Annotated in this window: 12 protein-coding genes and 1 riboswitch; of the genes, 5 read left to right on the top strand and 7 right to left on the bottom strand. The window is 71.1% G+C overall.

Annotated elements, in window-relative coordinates; translation table 11 throughout:
• Nucleotides 1-30 precede the first annotated feature (30 nt).
• Nucleotides 31-1683: a M23 family metallopeptidase gene (locus tag ACWD10_RS00720; RefSeq protein ID WP_451085452.1), complete on the top strand. Its 1653-nt coding sequence runs from the start codon at nucleotides 31-33 to the stop codon at nucleotides 1681-1683.
• Nucleotides 1684-1746: 63 nt separating this feature from the next.
• On the opposite strand, the gene pcrA is transcribed toward ACWD10_RS00720, so the two are convergent.
• A complete protein-coding gene (gene pcrA, locus ACWD10_RS00715) occupies nucleotides 1747-4221 on the bottom strand; it encodes a DNA helicase PcrA (RefSeq protein WP_451085450.1) in 2475 nt (824 codons plus the stop codon).
• Between the two features lie 263 nt (nucleotides 4222-4484).
• Nucleotides 4485-4685, top strand: a riboswitch (cyclic di-AMP (ydaO/yuaA leader).
• Nucleotides 4686-4691: 6 nt separating this feature from the next.
• Between pcrA and ACWD10_RS00710 the strand changes: the two genes are divergently transcribed.
• A complete protein-coding gene (locus tag ACWD10_RS00710; RefSeq protein ID WP_451085448.1) occupies nucleotides 4692-5852 on the top strand; it encodes an NlpC/P60 family protein in 1161 nt (386 codons plus the stop codon).
• 120 nt (nucleotides 5853-5972) lie between these two features.
• Here ACWD10_RS00710 and ACWD10_RS00705 read toward each other — a convergent pair whose 3' ends face one another.
• Nucleotides 5973-6326, bottom strand: coding sequence for a hypothetical protein (locus tag ACWD10_RS00705; protein ID WP_451085446.1), 354 nt, complete (start codon nucleotides 6324-6326; stop codon nucleotides 5973-5975).
• A 328-nt stretch (nucleotides 6327-6654) separates the two neighbouring features.
• Between ACWD10_RS00705 and ACWD10_RS00700 the strand changes: the two genes are divergently transcribed.
• Nucleotides 6655-7707 (top strand): NlpC/P60 family protein, encoded by a 1053-nt coding sequence (locus ACWD10_RS00700; protein WP_451085444.1) that lies wholly within the window; start codon nucleotides 6655-6657, stop codon nucleotides 7705-7707.
• Between the two features lie 42 nt (nucleotides 7708-7749).
• Here ACWD10_RS00700 and ACWD10_RS00695 read toward each other — a convergent pair whose 3' ends face one another.
• Nucleotides 7750-8595, bottom strand: a complete 846-nt coding sequence (locus tag ACWD10_RS00695; protein WP_451085442.1) for a LuxR C-terminal-related transcriptional regulator — start codon at nucleotides 8593-8595, stop codon at nucleotides 7750-7752.
• Nucleotides 8592-9896: an ATP-binding protein gene (locus tag ACWD10_RS00690; RefSeq protein WP_451085441.1), complete on the bottom strand. Its 1305-nt coding sequence runs from the start codon at nucleotides 9894-9896 to the stop codon at nucleotides 8592-8594. The genes ACWD10_RS00695 and ACWD10_RS00690 overlap by 4 nt, the downstream gene beginning before the upstream one ends.
• A 430-nt stretch (nucleotides 9897-10326) precedes the next feature.
• Between ACWD10_RS00690 and ACWD10_RS00685 the strand changes: the two genes are divergently transcribed.
• Entirely contained in the window at nucleotides 10327-11913 is a 1587-nt protein-coding gene (locus ACWD10_RS00685) for a PspC domain-containing protein (protein ID WP_451085869.1), read from the top strand.
• Between the two features lie 156 nt (nucleotides 11914-12069).
• Here ACWD10_RS00685 and ACWD10_RS00680 read toward each other — a convergent pair whose 3' ends face one another.
• From ACWD10_RS00680 to ACWD10_RS00670, 3 genes are all read right to left on the bottom strand, one after another.
• Nucleotides 12070-12582: a DoxX family protein gene (locus tag ACWD10_RS00680; protein WP_451085439.1), complete on the bottom strand. Its 513-nt coding sequence runs from the start codon at nucleotides 12580-12582 to the stop codon at nucleotides 12070-12072.
• 563 nt (nucleotides 12583-13145) lie between these two features.
• Complete coding sequence (locus ACWD10_RS00675; protein ID WP_451085867.1) at nucleotides 13146-14408, bottom strand: hypothetical protein; 1263 nt, start codon at nucleotides 14406-14408, stop codon at nucleotides 13146-13148.
• 407 nt (nucleotides 14409-14815) lie between these two features.
• Nucleotides 14816-15643: a class II aldolase/adducin family protein gene (locus tag ACWD10_RS00670; RefSeq protein ID WP_451085437.1), complete on the bottom strand. Its 828-nt coding sequence runs from the start codon at nucleotides 15641-15643 to the stop codon at nucleotides 14816-14818.
• Nucleotides 15644-15774: 131 nt separating this feature from the next.
• Between ACWD10_RS00670 and ACWD10_RS00665 the strand changes: the two genes are divergently transcribed.
• Nucleotides 15775-16359 carry a pyridoxamine 5'-phosphate oxidase family protein gene (locus tag ACWD10_RS00665; protein WP_451085436.1) on the top strand — a complete coding sequence of 195 codons (585 nt, stop codon included), beginning with the start codon at nucleotides 15775-15777 and terminating at the stop codon, nucleotides 16357-16359.
• Nucleotides 16360-16373 lie beyond the last annotated feature (14 nt).

Here is a 16373-nt window from a genome sequence, read left to right as displayed (position 1 = left end):
CCCCCCGCTGTCGAGGCGAAAGAGAAGTTGGTGAACGACCAGCACGGCTATGCCGCCGGTTACGACGGCTACTCAACCGGCGCCTGCGACACCACTTCTTTCGACGCCGACCCGCTGTTCGGCGCCCTTCCCGGAACCACGGACGCGTACCCCGCGGGGCAGACCGACCAGTGGCAGAGCGGCACCTGGGGCAACAGCCAGTGGGCAAACGGAACCCAGGACGCGTACGCGAGCTACGACCCGTACGCCGCACAGGGCCACACCGGCTACGACGCCGGATACGCGACGGGCAGCTACGACACCTCCGCCGCCTGGGAGAACACCGGCCACCAGCCGCTCGCGGACATCCCGGCCCAGCCCGGCCCGCACCCCGCCGAACAATGGGACGCCACCGGCCAGTGGCAGACCCACGGCTTCGAGCAGACCGGAACCTACGAACAGACCGGGACGTTCCAGCAGACCGGGATGTACGAGCAGACGGGGTCCTACGACCAGCTCGGCGGCTTCGAGCAGACCGGCGCGTACGACCAGACCGGCGCGTATGACCAGACCGGTGCCTACGAGCAGACCGGAACGTTCGAGCAGCCGCAGGGACTTGAACACGGCCTCGCCGTCGACAGCGGCGTCTACGACGCCACGGCCTGGAACTCCGGCGCCGACGTCACGGGCCTCCACGAGACGCCAAGCCCCGCCGACACCGGCGACTACCAGGCGTACGCGGCGCCCTCCACGGCATCGGCCTTCGAGCCCGAGGCCGCCTACGCCGACCCGGCGGCCCAACAGGACGGCGCCGAGGCAGAGTTCAGCCCGGCCGAGTTCGCCACGGACACCCACCCCGGCGACGGCAGCACCGAGGACCACCACGCCGGCCACCCCGACGACGCCCCCGACCCCGACGCCGCGGCGTACGCCGGACCGCACGGACCCGGCGGCGGGCGCGGCCGCAGCCGTCGGCGCGCCCCCGCGAAGCGCTCCGCGCTGCTGACCGTCGCCGTGCCCTCGGTCTGTGCACTCGGCGTCGCGGGTATCGCGGCCGCCTCCGTGGTCAGTGGCATGGGCGACGAAAAGGACAAGGCCAAGCCGCAGGCAGCGGCCCCCGACCCGAGCTCCGTGAAGCCGTCCGCCGCCAACAACAAGCTGGACACCCAGCTCGCCAACCTCTCCGCGGACGCCGACGACTTCGCCGACCGGGCGAGCCGCACCCAGGAACGTATCGACCTCAAGGAACGCCAGGAGGCCGAGCGGAAGCGTAAGGCGGCCGAGGCGGCGCGCAAGGAAGCAATGCGCCCCAAGTTCGCGCTGCCGGTCGCGCAGCACGGACTCAGCGCCCTCTACGGTCAGGCGGGCATCAACTGGATGTCCGTGCACTCCGGCATCGACTTCCCCATCTCGTACGGCACGCCGGTGATGGCGGCGACGGACGGCACCGTGCGCACCCAGTGGAACAGCGCGTACGGGAACATGGCCATCGTGACCGCTCCGGACGGCACGGAGACGTGGTACTGCCACCTCTCCAGCACCAAGATCCGCAGCGGTTCGGTGCAGGCCGGGGACACGATCGCGTACTCCGGGAACTCCGGGAACTCGACCGGCCCGCACCTGCACTTCGAGGTGCGCCCCGGCGGCGGCTCGGCCGTGGACCCCCTGCCCTGGCTCCGCAGCCACGGCCTGGACCCGCAGTAGCCGAACGAGGGCCCGCCGTCCGGAATCAAGCCGTCCGGCGCCCCCCCCCGAGAGCTCCCCGGCCTACAACTTCTCCACCGGCGCGTACCGCAGCAGCAGCACCTTCGGCTTCGGCTCACCGAAGTCGATCGTCGCCCGCGCCTTCTCCCCGGCGCCTTCCACCGCCACTACGGTGCCCAGGCCGAACTGGTCGTGCGTGACCCGGTCCCCGACCGCAAGTGAGATCACCGGCTTGTCGCCCGAGCGCTGGGTGGCGAAGCCGGACGGGCCGCGGCGCGCACGCGAGGACGACAGCGCGGAGGCCACGCTTCCGGCCGGTCCCGAGGCCGCCGAGGACGCCGGGGGCGCCGCCGAGCCCGTGCGCTTCCACTGCAGGTCCTTGTCCGGGATCTCCTCCAGGAAGCGGGACGGCGGGTTGTACGACGGCTGACCCCAGGCCGAGCGCATCGTGGCGCGGGTCAGATAGAGCCGCTCCTGCGCGCGCGTGATGCCGACGTACGCGAGGCGGCGCTCCTCCTCCAGCTCCTTGGTCTGGCCGAGGGAGCGCATGTGCGGGAATACGCCGTCCTCCATGCCGGTCAGGAAGACGACCGGGAACTCAAGGCCCTTGGCGGTGTGCAGGGTCATCAGGGTGATGACGCCCGAGCCGTCCTCGTCCTCGTCGGGGATCTGGTCGGAGTCGGCGACGAGGGCGACCTTCTCCAGAAACTCGGCGAGCGTGGTCTCCTCGCCCTCACCGCGCTCCTGCTCGAACTCCAGGGCCACGGCTGCGAGTTCCTGAAGGTTCTCGATCCGGGTCTCGTCCTGCGGGTCCGTGGAGTTCTGCAACTCCGCGAGGTACCCGGTACGTTCGAGCACCGCCTCCAGGACCGTAGCCGGTCCCGCGCCGGACTCGACGATGGTGCGGAGCTCTTCCATCAGGGTGTTGAACCGCCGCACGGCGTTGGCGGAGCGGGCCGCCATGCCGTACGCCTCGTCCACACGGCGCAGCGCCTGCGGGAAGCTGATCTTCTCGCGCAGCGACAGGGCGTCGATCATCGCCTCCGCGCGGTCACCGATGCCGCGCTTCGGGACGTTCAGGATGCGGCGCAGCGGTACCGAGTCCTCGGGGTTGGCCAGGACGCGCAGATACGCGAGGACGTCCCGGACCTCTTTCCGCTCGTAGAAGCGGACGCCGCCGACGACCTTGTAGGGCAGGCCGACGCGGATGAAGACCTCTTCGAAGACACGGGATTGAGCGTTCGTACGGTAGAAGACCGCGACGTCGCCCGCCTTGGCGTCGCCCGCGTCGGTGAGCCGGTCGATCTCGTCGGCGACGAACTGCGCCTCGTCGTGCTCGGTGTCGGCGACATAGCCGGTGATGGTCGAGCCGTCCCCGGCGTTGGTCCAGAGGTTCTTGGGGCGGCGGCTCTCGTTCCGCTCGATGACCGCGTTGGCGGCGCTCAGGATGGTCTGTGTGGAGCGGTAGTTCTGCTCCAGGAGGATCGTGGTGGCGTCCGGGTAGTCCTCCTCGAACTGGAGGATGTTCCGAATGGTGGCGCCGCGGAACGCGTAGATGGACTGGTCGGCGTCGCCCACGACGCACAGCTCGGCGGGCTCGATGGCCGGGCCGCCGTCGGCCGGGGGCTCGCCGGTGCCGACGAGCTCGCGCACCAGGGCGTACTGGGCGTGGTTGGTGTCCTGGTACTCGTCCACCATCACGTGCCGGAAGCGGCGCCGGTAGTGCTCGGCGACGTCCGGGAACGCCTGGAGGAGGTGGACCGTCGTCATGATCAGGTCGTCGAAGTCGAGGGCGTTGGCCTCGCGCAGGCGCTGCTGGTACATCGCGTACGCCTGGGCGAGGGTCTTCTCAAAGCCGTCGGCGGCCTGGTCGGCGAAGGTCTCCTCGTCGATCAGCTCGTTCTTGAGGTTCGAGACCTTGGCACTGAAGGACTTGGGCGGGAAGCGCTTGGGGTCCAGATCGAGGTCACGGCAGACCAGGGCCATCAGGCGCTTGGAGTCGGCGGCGTCGTAGATCGAGAACGATGAGGTGAAGCCGAGCTTCTTGGACTCGCGGCGCAGGATGCGCACGCACGCGCTGTGGAAGGTCATCACCCACATCGCGTTCGCCCGCGGCCCGACCAGGTCCGCGACGCGCTCCTTCATCTCGCCCGCGGCCTTGTTGGTGAAGGTGATCGCGAGGATTTGCCCGGGATGCACCTTGCGCTCCGCGAGGAGGTGCGCGATGCGGTGGGTGAGCACCCGGGTCTTGCCGGAACCGGCACCGGCCACGATGAGCAGCGGGGAGCCGGAGTGCACGACGGCGGCGCGCTGGTTGTCGTTCAGGCCGTCGAGCAGGGCAGCCGGGTCCACCGCGGGGCGGGCGGCGCCGTCGCGGTAGTAGGCGTCCCGGGCCGCACCGGCCGCGGGCCCGTCGAACCGGCCCTCGAAGAGGTCGTCCGGAATCTCCTCCGGAGCGTGCTCCTCGGGGGGCGGCGGGGGCCCGTCGTCCGAGGGCTTGAGGTCCGCCAGGAAGCTGTCGTCAAAGAGGCTGCTCATCGCCTACCGAGTCTAGGCGGCCCCACTGACAGCCGACCCCGGGTTCGCGAAGAGCGGCTCGGTCACCGGACCTGCGCGCCGTGTTCGGGCAGGCACACAGGGCCACTGTCCGGCCGTCGTTCGGCCACCGCTCCGCCAAGGTCACGCCAAAGTCACGGAAATGTATCGGGCATATCGAACACCAACCTTCACAGCAACCACACGAGTTGCTTATCGTGCTCCACGGGCTGCCCGTCCCCACCTCCGGCGAACCACGCCGGTCCGGGTGGCCTCCGCCGAGTCCGGGGCGTGACAGACAAACCGGAGCCGGGGACCCACTTCCACACCGGGGTGAATCGGTCCCGTACCCAACTACGTAAGTAGTTGGTAACTGCGCAGCAGTTGGTACGGAACCGTAGGGCAGCCTTCCGAACCACCCGCCCGAACCCGACAGCTAACCCGGTAGGCGGTCTACGGAAGGAGCGCCTCCCTTGGCGTCGCACCGCAAGCCGCGCAGCAGGTCCGGTCTCATACGAACGTCGCAGGCCGTCGGCATGACCACGGCCGCCCTGACCTCCGTGGCCCTCCTGTCGCAGAGCGCAAACGCCGCCCCCAAGGCTCCCGGAAAGCCGAAGCCGTCCCTCGAAGAGGTCCAGAAGAAGGTCGACGACCTCTACCGCCAGGCCGGCGTCGCCACCCAGAAGTACAACGCGGCCAAGGAACGTACGGAGAAGCAGCGCGGCCGCGTCGACAAGCTGCTCGACGAGGTGGCCGAGCGCACCGAGAAGCTCAACGAGGCGCGGCGCGCGCTCGGTTCGATCGCCGCCGCCCAGTACCGCAACGGCAGCACGTCGGAGACCGCCAACCTGCTGCTCGCGGACGACCCGCAGGAACTCTTCGACCAGCGCCAGCTGATGAGCCGGCTCGGCAGCCAGCAGAAGAGGGCCGTCGACGACTTCAGGGCCCAGCAGGCCAAGGCCACCGAAAAGCGCGGCGAGGCGAGCAAGAGCCTGGAGTCGCTCACCGAGTCACAATCGTCGCTGCGCCGGACCAAACGGGACGTACAGGCCAAACTCACCGAGGCGCGCGAGCTGCTCTCGAAGCTGACCGCCGAGGAGAAGGCGCGGCTCGCGGCGATCGAGCGCAAGAAGAAGGCGGAGGCCAAGCGGAAGGCCGAGGAGCTGGCCCGCAAGCAGGCCGCCGAGGAGGAGCGCCGACGCGAGGCCGAGGAGAAGGCGCGGCAGGAGCAGGAGGACCAGAACTCCGGGTCCGACGGCTCGACCGGCGGCACGTCCTCGTACGCCGCCATGGCCAACAAGGTGATCAACTTCGCGGAGGGCCAGATCGGCAAGCCGTACGTCTGGGGCGCCACCGGCCCCGACTCGTACGACTGCTCCGGCCTGACCCAGGACGCCTGGGCGTCCGCCGGGATCTCGCTGCCGCGCACCACCTGGGACCAGGTCGAGGTGGGCACCAAGGTGAAGACCGCCGACGCCAAGCCGGGTGACCTGGTCTTCTTCTACGACGACATCAGCCACGTCGGCATCTACATCGGCGGCGGCAAGATGATCCACGCCCCGAAGCCCGGGACGAACGTGCGGACCGAGTCCATCTACTACATGCCGATCCACAGCGTGGTACGCCCGGCGTAGCCCGCGGTCGCGCACATGACTGAGGCCCCGGCCGTGATCGGCTGGGGCCTTTTGTCGTGATCGGCTGGGGCCTCTGTCATACGCCCGGCCGACCCTCAGGTCAGCCAGAGGGTCGGGCCCTCAGGTCCAGAGCGTCGCGATGAAGATGTTCGCGGTGGTCAGCGCACCCACGGCGGCGAACACGCCCTTGTCCACCCGCTCTTCGTCCCGCTTCACATAGACGAGGGCGAGGATCACGATCAACACGGCGAGCTTGACGCCGATCTTGATGTTGTTGACGGACTCCCCGTCCGCCTGGTTCAGGCCGACCAGAGCCACGCCGGTGACCAGCATCGTCAGCGCGCCGTGCAGCATCGCCGGATTGAACCGCGCGGCCCCCTCGCCCATGGCCTTCATCTGGGTGAGAAAGCCGCCCAGAAGCGAGGCGATGCCGATGATGTGCAGCGCGACGAACACGTTGATGAGTACGTCCATGAGCCCGGAGCCTAGCCGGGTCGGCCGTACCACCGCTCCGTAACCAGGTAGGCCACAACCGCCACATCGGTCACAGGCGTACGTATCTACGGCGCCACTGCCCCTCCATTCGGTCACATGCGGTCACCGTCCAAACCCCTCCCGCCAGTTGCGCACATTCCGTCACCGGACCGTGACACAGAGGTTTAGCGTCCCTCACCAGGTGACCGGCGCCCCACCACCGCCCCGGCAACGGGACGGCAGTCGGCCACCTCCGCCGAGAAGAGATCCGGCGGCGGCCCACTCCCCCTGTGGTCCGCCGCCGGATCCGTGAGGAAGTGGTTGTTCCGTGGCCGCCCACCGCAAGCCCAAGCAACGCCCGCTCTCCGGTCCGACGGCCCGGACCGCCGCCACGCTGGCCCTGGCCGGAGCGGCGAGCGCCACCGCCTTCGACGGCACCGGGGCCGCGGAGCCGCCCCTCACTCCGGCCCAGGTCAAGGCCAAGGTCGACAAGCTCTACCACGAGGCGGAGATCGCCACCGAGAAGTACAACGGCGCGAAGGAGCGGGCGGACAAGGCTCAGGACCGGGTGAACGACCTCCAGGACGAGGCCGCGCGCCGGGCCGAGGACCTCAACTCGGCGCGCACCGCACTGGGTTCCGCGGCCGCCGCCCAGTACCGCTCGGGCGGGATCGATCCCGGCGTCCAGCTCGCCCTCTCCTCCCACCCGGACGCATACCTGGAACGGGTCACCCTCGCCGACCGGGCCGGACGACGGCAGGCCGCCGTCATCGACCGGGTGCGGCACCAGCTGCGCGAGCTCGACCGGCTCCGGGGGGCGGCCCGCGCCGAGGGCGACGACCTCCGCACGCACCAGGCCGACTTGCGGGCCCACAAGAAGGTCGTGACCCAACGTCTCGACTCCGCCAAACGCCTCCTCGACCGCCTCACCGCCGCACAGCGGGAGGACATCACCCTGGGCCTGCACGGCGGCGACGCCGACGCGACCCGGGCCGACCGCTCCGCACCCCGCGGCCCGGTCACCGCCCCCAACGCCCGTGCCGAACAGGCCATTTCCTTCGCGTACGAAGCTCTCGGCAGCCCCTACGTCTGGGGCGCGACCGGCCCGGACGCCTACGACTGCTCGGGCCTCACCCAGGCCGCCTACCGCTCCGCGGGGGTCTCACTGCCGCGGACGACCTACACCCAGATCAACGCCGGACGCCCCGTCTCGCGCTCCGAACTGGCCCCCGGCGACCTGGTGTTCTTCTACTCCAGCATCAGCCACGTCGGCCTCTACGTGGGCAACGGCCAGATGATCCACGCCCCCAACCCCGGCGCCCCGGTCCGGCTGGCCCCGGTGGACTCGATGCCGTGGGCGGGGGCCACACGGGTGGCCTGAGAACCATGGAGGCCGAGGGAAGCCCGGCCCGGCCGTCGCCCCCTACACCAGGCGGCGCGCCGTCGCCCAGCGCGTCAGCTCATGCCGATTGGACAGCTGCAACTTCCGCAGCACCGCGGAGACATGGGACTCCACCGTCTTCACCGAGATGAAGAGCTGCTTCGCGATCTCCTTGTACGCATACCCACGCGCGATCAGCCGCAGCACCTCGCGCTCCCGCTGAGTGAGGCGGTCCAGGTCCTCGTCGACCGGCGGCGAATCCGTCGACGCGAAGGCATCCAGAACGAACCCGGCGAGCCTCGGCGAGAACACCGCGTCGCCCTCCTGCACCCGGAAGATCGAGTCGACCAGATCCGTCCCCGTGATCGTCTTGGTCACGTATCCACGCGCGCCCCCGCGGATCACCCCGATCACATCCTCAGCGGCATCGGAAACCGACAGGGCCAGGAACCGGACCGGATTCTCGACGTCCGCCATCAACGGAGCGGAACGGCGCAGGACTTCGACCCCGCCGCCCCCGGGCAGATGGACGTCAAGCAGGACAACCTCCGGCCGAGTCGCCGCGATCACCGAGACCGCCTGATCGACATCGGCCGCCTCCCCCACCACCTCGACACCGGTGACCTCCGTCCGGCCGATCTCCGCCTGCACACCGGTACGGAACATCCGGTGGTCGTCGACCAGAACTACACGGACGCGACGCTCACCGCGGACGGCATCACCGGATACCCCGACATCTTTGGCGTCGGGCTCGGCCGCGGCCTCGGCTTCGGCTTCGGCTGGGGACTCGGTGGGGTCGGAGCCTTCGGGAAACCCGGAGCCGAGGCCGTCGCCCGTCGCAGGCTCCGTCGGCTCCACGGCCCCGGTCCCCTGGGTCTCGTCGCTCATGACGTCCTCTCCGCCCTCTCCATCTCCAGTTCGACCTCGGTGCCGCCGTCGGGCACCGCGCGCAGCCGCGCCCGACCGCCGTTCCGCTGCATCCGGCCGATGATCGACTCCCGTACGCCCATCCGGTCCGCGGGAACGGCATCCAGGTCGAACCCCGGCCCCCGATCCCGCACCGACACGAAGACCGTCTCCCCCTCGACCTCCGCGAAGACCTGGACGGCACCGCCCCCGCCACCGTACTTCGCCGCGTTGACCATCGCTTCCCGCGCAGCCTGCATCTGTGCGGTCAACTTCTCGTCGAGCGGGCAGTCGCCCACGACGACCACTTCCAGGGGGACGCCGTGCTTGTCCTCGACCTCGGCCGCGGTCGTGCGCACCGCGTCCGCCAGGGTCTCGGGCTCCTCCGCCTCGTCCTTGCCGGTGCCCGCGGGCCGGTACAGCCAGGTGCGCAGGTCACGCTCCTGGGCACGGGCGAGCCGACGGACCTCGTTGGCGCTCTCCGCGTTGCGCTGGATCAGGGTCAAGGTGTGCAGCACCGAGTCGTGCACATGCGCGGCGACCTCGGCCCGCTCCTGGGCACGGATCCGCATGAGCCGCTCCTCGGAGAGGTCCTGCGTCATACGGACCAGATACGGGCCCGCCAGGAGCGCGATGCCGACCAACACGGCGAGCGCGGCCTGCAAAACGGCGCCGAGGTCTCGTACCGAGCCCTGGAGCACGAATATTCCGGTCACACCCGTGCCGACCAGGGCGACACCGGCGGCGGCCCGGGCGAGGTGGAGCGTGCGGCGCCGACGGCCAACCTCCATCCAGCGGGCCCGGCGGGCGTTGTCCGCCTGCCGCCAGACCAGGGCGACACCCGCGCCGACCAGAAGTATCGGGAAGAGATACGCCTTCGCCGGGCCGCTGATATCTATCGTGCCGATGAAGACCGCGGAGACCACGACCATGGCGAGCAGCGCGATGAGCTGGCCCTTGTCGACCTTGCGCAGCGAGAGTCTGCGGCGCCCGTCGGGCCCCGTCTCGGTCGTGACCGCGTGCTGCCACGCGGCTCCGACACCGCCGAAGCCCCCGACACCTCCGACGCCCAGCGGCACGAAGAACCAGAACGCGGCGTAGAGCAGAGCCCCCAGGCCGTTCGCCATGAACAGGCCGACGAAGATCAGCCGCACCCAGATCACGGGCAGCCCGAGATGGCCGGCGAGACCGCGCGCAACGCCTCCGAGCCAGCGACCCTCGCCGCTGCGGTAGAGCTTGCGCAGCGGCTGCGGCTCATCGGTGGGCGCTGCGGCGGCTGGCATGTCATCGATGGTCACACGCGGCGGCCGGTCGCGGTATCAGGGTCTCCCCCGAGACGTCCCTGATCTCTGCGTCCCCCACACAGGGGACGAACCAGTCAGGGTCGATATCAGGGACCAGCCAGGGTTGTCCCGCCTGCCGCAGCGGCGCTCGGCCGGTCACCATGGACGCATGACCGATCACCGCCACGCCGCGGCCATCGCGCCGCACGCCGCCGCACCGCCCGGCCCACCCGCCGCCGCGGCGGGCCCGCACGCCCGGACGCAGCAGCCACACGGGCCGACCGGGCTCGGCGCGCATGGCGGCGCGAGCGGTCCGGCGGTGCCCCGCGGCTCAGTCGGTCCGACGGGCCCGAGCGGTGTGGATCATGCGAGTACTCCTCGCGACGCGGGCGGTCCGAGCAATCCAGCCGGTCCGGGCCTCGCGCGCGATCTGCACGGTCCCGGCTCGGCGAGCGGCCCATCCGGTCCTCGCGGCACGAGTCTTCCCGGCCGTGCGGGCGAGGCAGCGAGTACGGACGCGGACGGATCCCTCGGCGTTCACGGCCCAGCCCATGCGGGCAACGCGAACGACCCCAACAACCCACTTGGCCAGAGCAGTTCGGCTGGCCCGAGCGACCCGCACGATCCGGGCGGCCCGGGGGAACCAGGCGGACCAAACGCGCCGAGCGGACCGAACGGCCCGGACGACGGCGGGTGGTCCCACAGCGGAGGCGACGAGCCGAGCAAGCCCCCGGCGCCCGACCGGCCGCGGCGGGACCAGCAGCACAAGATCCTCGGCGGGGTCTGCTCCGGGCTCGGGCGGCACTGCGACATGGACCCGGTGATCTTCCGTATCGGCCTGTCCGTGCTCGCCATCACCGGCGGACTCGGACTGATCTTCTACGGCTTCGCCTGGCTGGTCCTGCCCGCGGACGGCGACGACGAGCCGGAAGGCCGCAAGCTGCTCACCGGCCGCGTGACCGGCGCCGGGCTTACCGCGCTGCTCCTGGCCCTCGTCGGCTGCGGACTCTTCCTGTCGATGCTGAACAACGGCGGGGTGCTCACCTTCGCCGCGGTGCTCGGCCTGCTGCTCGCGGGCGCGGGGTACTGGTCGCAGCACCGCGACACCACCGCCCCCGACCCGGTGACGTCCCAGACCGTCGCCGACGCACCCCCCGAGGCCAAGCCCCCACCGGCCGCCACCGCCCCCTCCTGGTGGCGCGACCGCATAGTCAAGGACGGCACGCACGACGGCGCCACCGGCTACTTCTGGGGCCCGCCCGAGCTCAGGGGCGTCGACGTCCGGATGGACAGCGAAGCCTGGGTGCCCCGCGCCGACGGCACGATCCCGGCGCACGACCACCCCCGGCCCGCGCCCACGCCGAAGGAGCGCGGCCCCCGTTGGCTCGGCGGCTGGGTGTTCCTGGCCGCCCTGATCGCGGGCGGCCTGGGCACCGGCCTCTCCTGGGGAGAGCACGGCGGTTCCGCCTCGCTGAGCACCAGCCTGGAGCTCGGGCTGGCCTGCGCGCTCGCCGTGTTCGGCCTGGGCATCGCGGTCAGTGCCTTCCTCGGGCGCACGGGCGTGGGGTCCATAGTCCTGGCCGTGCTCACGGCGGGCCTCCTGACCGGTGCCGCGGCCCTGCCGGAGAACATCAGCACCACATGGGTGCGGCAGGAGTGGCGGCCCACCACGGTCGCCGAGGTGCAGCGGCAGTACGAACTCGGCTCAGGCGTCGGCACCCTCGACCTCGGCTCGGTGGACCTCGGCAAGGACCGGACCCTCACGACCGGCGCCGAGGTCGGCGCGGGCCGGATCAAGATCGTCGTGCCCGAGGACGCGACGGTGCGGCTGGACGCTCAGGTGGGCGTCGGCGACATCCGACTGCCCTCGACCCGCGGCAACGACGTGGACATAGCCCCCGGTCAGGAGCGCACCACAACGCTCGAACCCCCGGGCGGGAGCAAGGACGGAGGGACCATCGAGCTGCGGGTCGAGGTCGGTATCGGACAGGTGGAGGTGGACCGTGCTGCGTCATGAGTTCCAGCCCGGAAAGCTGGTCGCGGGCCTCGTCCTGATCGGCGTCGGCATCACCTACGCCGGTGACGCGGGCGGCGCCTGGGAGACACCGTGGTTCCTGGCGTTCCCCGCGGTCTGCGGCGGCCTGTTCCTCGCCGCCGTCGCGGCCACGGTGGGCTATGGCATACGCCGCCGGGCCCGGAGGACGGCGTCCAGGGAGAACGAGGAGGCCCCGGCGAGCAGCAGCGGTACCCAGCCCATGAGATAGGGGAGGTCGTTGCCGAAGTAGTAGGGCTCGACCGCCCAGCTGACGGTCAGCCAGAAGTTCAGCGAGAGCAGCGCACCGCCGAACGCGGCGAGCCGGGTGAGCAGTCCGAAGAAGGTCCCGAGGCCGACGAGGAGTTCGCCGATGCCGATGGCGTAGCCGAAGGCCACCGGGTTGTTCAGGCCCAGGTCCACCAGGGCCGGGATGGCGGCGGTGTCGCGGACACCGCGCATCATCTCGCCGATCGAGTCGGCGCCCGTGGCGGAGAGAAAGGAGGGGTCGGTCAGCTTGTCCAGACCCGCGTAGATGAAAGTGACGCCGAGGAAGATCCGCAGCGGCAGCAGGGAGTGGCGTACCGCGGCCTCCCTCCAACCGCCACCGGCGACCCGGGTGATGTAGGGGTCGGGGTTCACACTGTGCACCATCGTGCCGCCGCCTCTCCGTTGGTCCGTCAACACCCCTCCGTCAAAAGACCATACGTAAGTTCACCCGACCCACCAGTGGTGCCGCGAGCCATCGTTCCCCGGACGCGGAAAAATCCCTCGGTCCATCACTCCGGCGCCACACAGACAACTCAAGCCCCGGTCATCACAGCCGACCGACCCATGACCATCCGGTCACCAGACCCCCGTCAGCCCACCGGCCAACCCACCACGAGCCCGCCACTGAGCCCCTCCCTCACACACACCGAGCCCTCCCGTCAGGTACACAACCCAGCTCGACACGGGCCCGAGCCAACAGCACCTGTCCCACATCGCCGCGCCCGTCACCAGCCCGAAGCCCGACCGGACACGGCCCACCTCGACCCGACACGACCCGGCCCGACACGCCTCGACCCGACACGGCCCGACCAGAGACGGCCCGCGGGCCGACCAAACGCGGGCCGACCGCCCCGCCCCGGCTCGCCCCCACCAGCCCAGTCCAGCCCAGCCCCGCCCGGCGCACCCCTCAGCCCCGATACCTCAGCGCCGCACCTCAGTCCCGCACCTCAGTCCCGCACCTCGATCACACACCGGTTGGTCTCCATGCCCGCGGCCGTCACCACCAGGACCTCGACCCAGCCCGCCTCGACCTCCGCGGGGACGGGAACGGTGAGGACGGTGTCGGTCGGGTTGGTGAAGCCGCCGGGGGTGGGGACCAGGGGGACGTGGACGTGGACGGCGCCGATGCGGACGGTAGTGCGGGCGAGCCCGTATGGGGTGCGGGCGCCAGGGGGTACGAACCCGGCGCCGCGGAGCTCGATGTCGTCGCCGGTGCGGATCGGGGCGTCCAGGTCGCCGGGCTCCCGGGCCCGGACTACGGAGAGGAGTACGGGGCGGCCGCCCTCGGCGTGCTTGCCCGCCAGGTAGGTGAGGGCGGCGACCAGGGTGAGGAGGGCCAGGGCCCAGGGGAGGTCGGGGAGTTGGTCCGGGCGGCGGGCCAGGCGTACCCCGGCGAAGACGAGGGCGACGGCGTTGAGCAGGGCGTAGACCGTATCGGCGAAGCTGCCGCGGCCCGCGTCGTCGGTGAGCAGGTCGGCGGCGCGGGGCCGGTCGGCCGGCACCTTCTGGAGCCGCTGCCCCCGGACCCGCACCGCGACGACCCGTCGGACCAGCACGGCGATCCCGCAGACGGCGGCGAGGACGGTCAGGAGACCGGCGGCGCGGGCGGGTTGGACCCCGGCGAGCAGGGCGTCGCGGTCGGCCGGGGTACCGGCGAGGGCGAGCCCCGCGGCGAGTACGAGCACGGCGTAGCCGACGAACAGGACCCAGGCGGCGGCGACGGCCCGGGAGGTGGAGAGCCGGTTGTCCTCGCCGAGCAGCGGAGCGAGCAGCCCGCCGCGTTCCCGGTGTGCCCAGGCGGCCCCGGTGAGCGTGGCGCCGACCAGTACCGCCGCGGTCAGGCCCGCGGTGCGGGCGGTGGTCCAGCCCGCACCGACCGCGGTGACGGCCTGCACGACGAGCAGTGCGGCGACCGTCCCCCAGACGACCACGAGGGTGCGGCGCCACAGCTCCCGCAGCCAGGCCTCGCCCTCGGCCCGGCCGTGCTCGGCGACGGCCGCGGCGGCCTGGGTCAGCTCGTCCGAGACCCACTGCCGGGAGGCCCCGGTGGAGTGGGCGAGGGCGGTGGGCAGCCCGATGCCGCTGGCCAGTTCGTCGCGCAGGGCGAGGAAGGCGGCGACGGCCTTGCGGTGCTTCTCGCGTGCGCCGTGGGGGCAGGTGTCGCAGGGGCGGCCGCCGTCGTGCGCGCTCTCGGGCGTGCTCTCGTGCACGCTCTCGGGCGTGCCTTCGTAAGCGCCGCCCGCGGACCGGTCTTCGTACGCGCCTTCGTAAGCGCCCGCGGACGCGCCTTCGTACGTGCCCTCGAAGGGTGCCTCGTGCCTGCCCTCCCTGTCCGCTTGCACCGCCACGCGCGCACCCCGCCCTTGTCCCGAATGCCGTTGATGAGCCGTCGATGAATTCGCCGATGAATTCGCCGATGAATTCGCCGATGCGCTGCCGTTTACCAGACATCGGGACGCCGACGGCCTCAACCTCCTTGCAGTGACTGGGAATTGTGCCGCACCGCAACGGACGCTGGGCCAACGGTCAGGTCAGAGCGGGTGACGGGCCATGCACGGAGTTGACGCCGACGCCTCGCCCGCCCCGTCCGCCCTGTCCGCCCCGTCCGCCCCGCTGGTCACGACAGCAGGTCCGGCTCGGCGCGGCTGATGTCCTGCCACAGGGGCTGGTAGTTGATCCAGGCCACCAGGTCGGCGCCGAGCTGGTCGCGCATGGACACGGCGTCCTTGTGACCGATGAGCACCGGCCGCCCCGCCGCCCGCGCCGCCAGCTGCACCTGGCTGGAGCGTTCCATGGAGATGAACCACCAGGCGGCCGCGTCCACCGAGTCCCCGACGGTGAGCAGCCCGTGGTTGCGCAGGACCAACGCCTTGTTGCGCCCGAGCGCGGCGGCGATCCGGCGGCCCTCTTCGGCGTCCACGGCGACGCCGGTCGTGGCGTTGTACAGGGCGTGGTCCTCGTAGAAGGCGCAGGCCTCCTGGGTGATCGGTTCGAGGAGCTCGCCGAGGGCGGAGAGGGCACGGCCGTGCAGCGAGTGGCAGTGCGCGACCGCGACCGCGTCCGGGCGGGCGGCGTGCACCTGGGCGTGCACCGTGAGCGCGGCCTGGTTCACATGGCGGCGCCCCTCCAGGACCTGCCCTTCGCCGTTGACGAGGATCAGGTCGCTCACGGTGATGTGCTTGAACGGCATGCCGAAGGGGTTGACCCAGTAGCAGTCGGCGAACTCCGGGTCCCGCGCGGTGATATGGCCGGATACGCCGTCCTCGTACCCGAAGCGCCCGAAGAGCCGCAGCGCACCCGCGAGGCGTTCCTTCCGGTGCCGACGCTCCTCCGCGAGCGACTCATGCACGGGCGGCAGGGAGAAGTGCAGCTGCTCGGTGGGTATCGGCGTGGGCGGCGTGGGTGGTGTGGGCGGTGTGGGCGACGGCGGCGTGGGCGCGGTCATGGTCCCTGGTCCCTCCATTGCTGGCTGTAGGGGCCGGAAGTTACCTCCGGTCAACCCAGGTGACCAGGGCCGCCGTGTGAAGAGAGTGCGTAACCCTGCGCGAGCCCCGAGCCCACGTAAGAATCGACCGCATGACCATCGACAGAGACAAGGACATCGACAAAGGCATCGGCAAAGACAAGGACGCGGACAAGGACGCGGACAAGGAAGCCGCCGCCGAAGCCGTCGGCCGACAGGGCGCCGTCACCTGGGAAGCCCTTGCCGCCGCGGAACCCGACTTCGCCAAGACCGTCGAGAACCGGTTCGCGCAGTTCACGCACCACGTCCTCGCCACCCTCCGCAAGGACGGCTCCCCGCGCACCACGGGCATCGAAGTCCGTTTCGTCGCGGGCGAGTTGTGGCTGGGCATGATGCCGGGCTCCCGCAAGGCGCTCGACCTGCGCCGCGACCCGCGGTTCAACCTCCAGGCCAACCCGGGCACCGCGGACGAGTCGGGCCCCGGCGACGTACGCATCGCCGGTCGCGCCGTCGAGGTGCACGACCCGGAGCAGCGCGCCCGCTACACCGGCGAGTCCGCACCGCCGGACCCGGACGCTTTCCACCTCTTCCGCGCCGAACTGACCGAGGTCGTACGGACATACGTCGAGGACGGAAAGTACCTGGCCATACAGATCTGCAAACCGGAAGAGCCCCTACGCACCGTCAGGCGGACGTAGGGGCTCTCCAGAGC

Source organism: Streptomyces sp. NPDC002851 (assembly GCF_053591935.1).
Note: the sequence above shows the minus strand (reverse complement) of the source record. Positions and strands in the feature narration are given on the sequence as shown.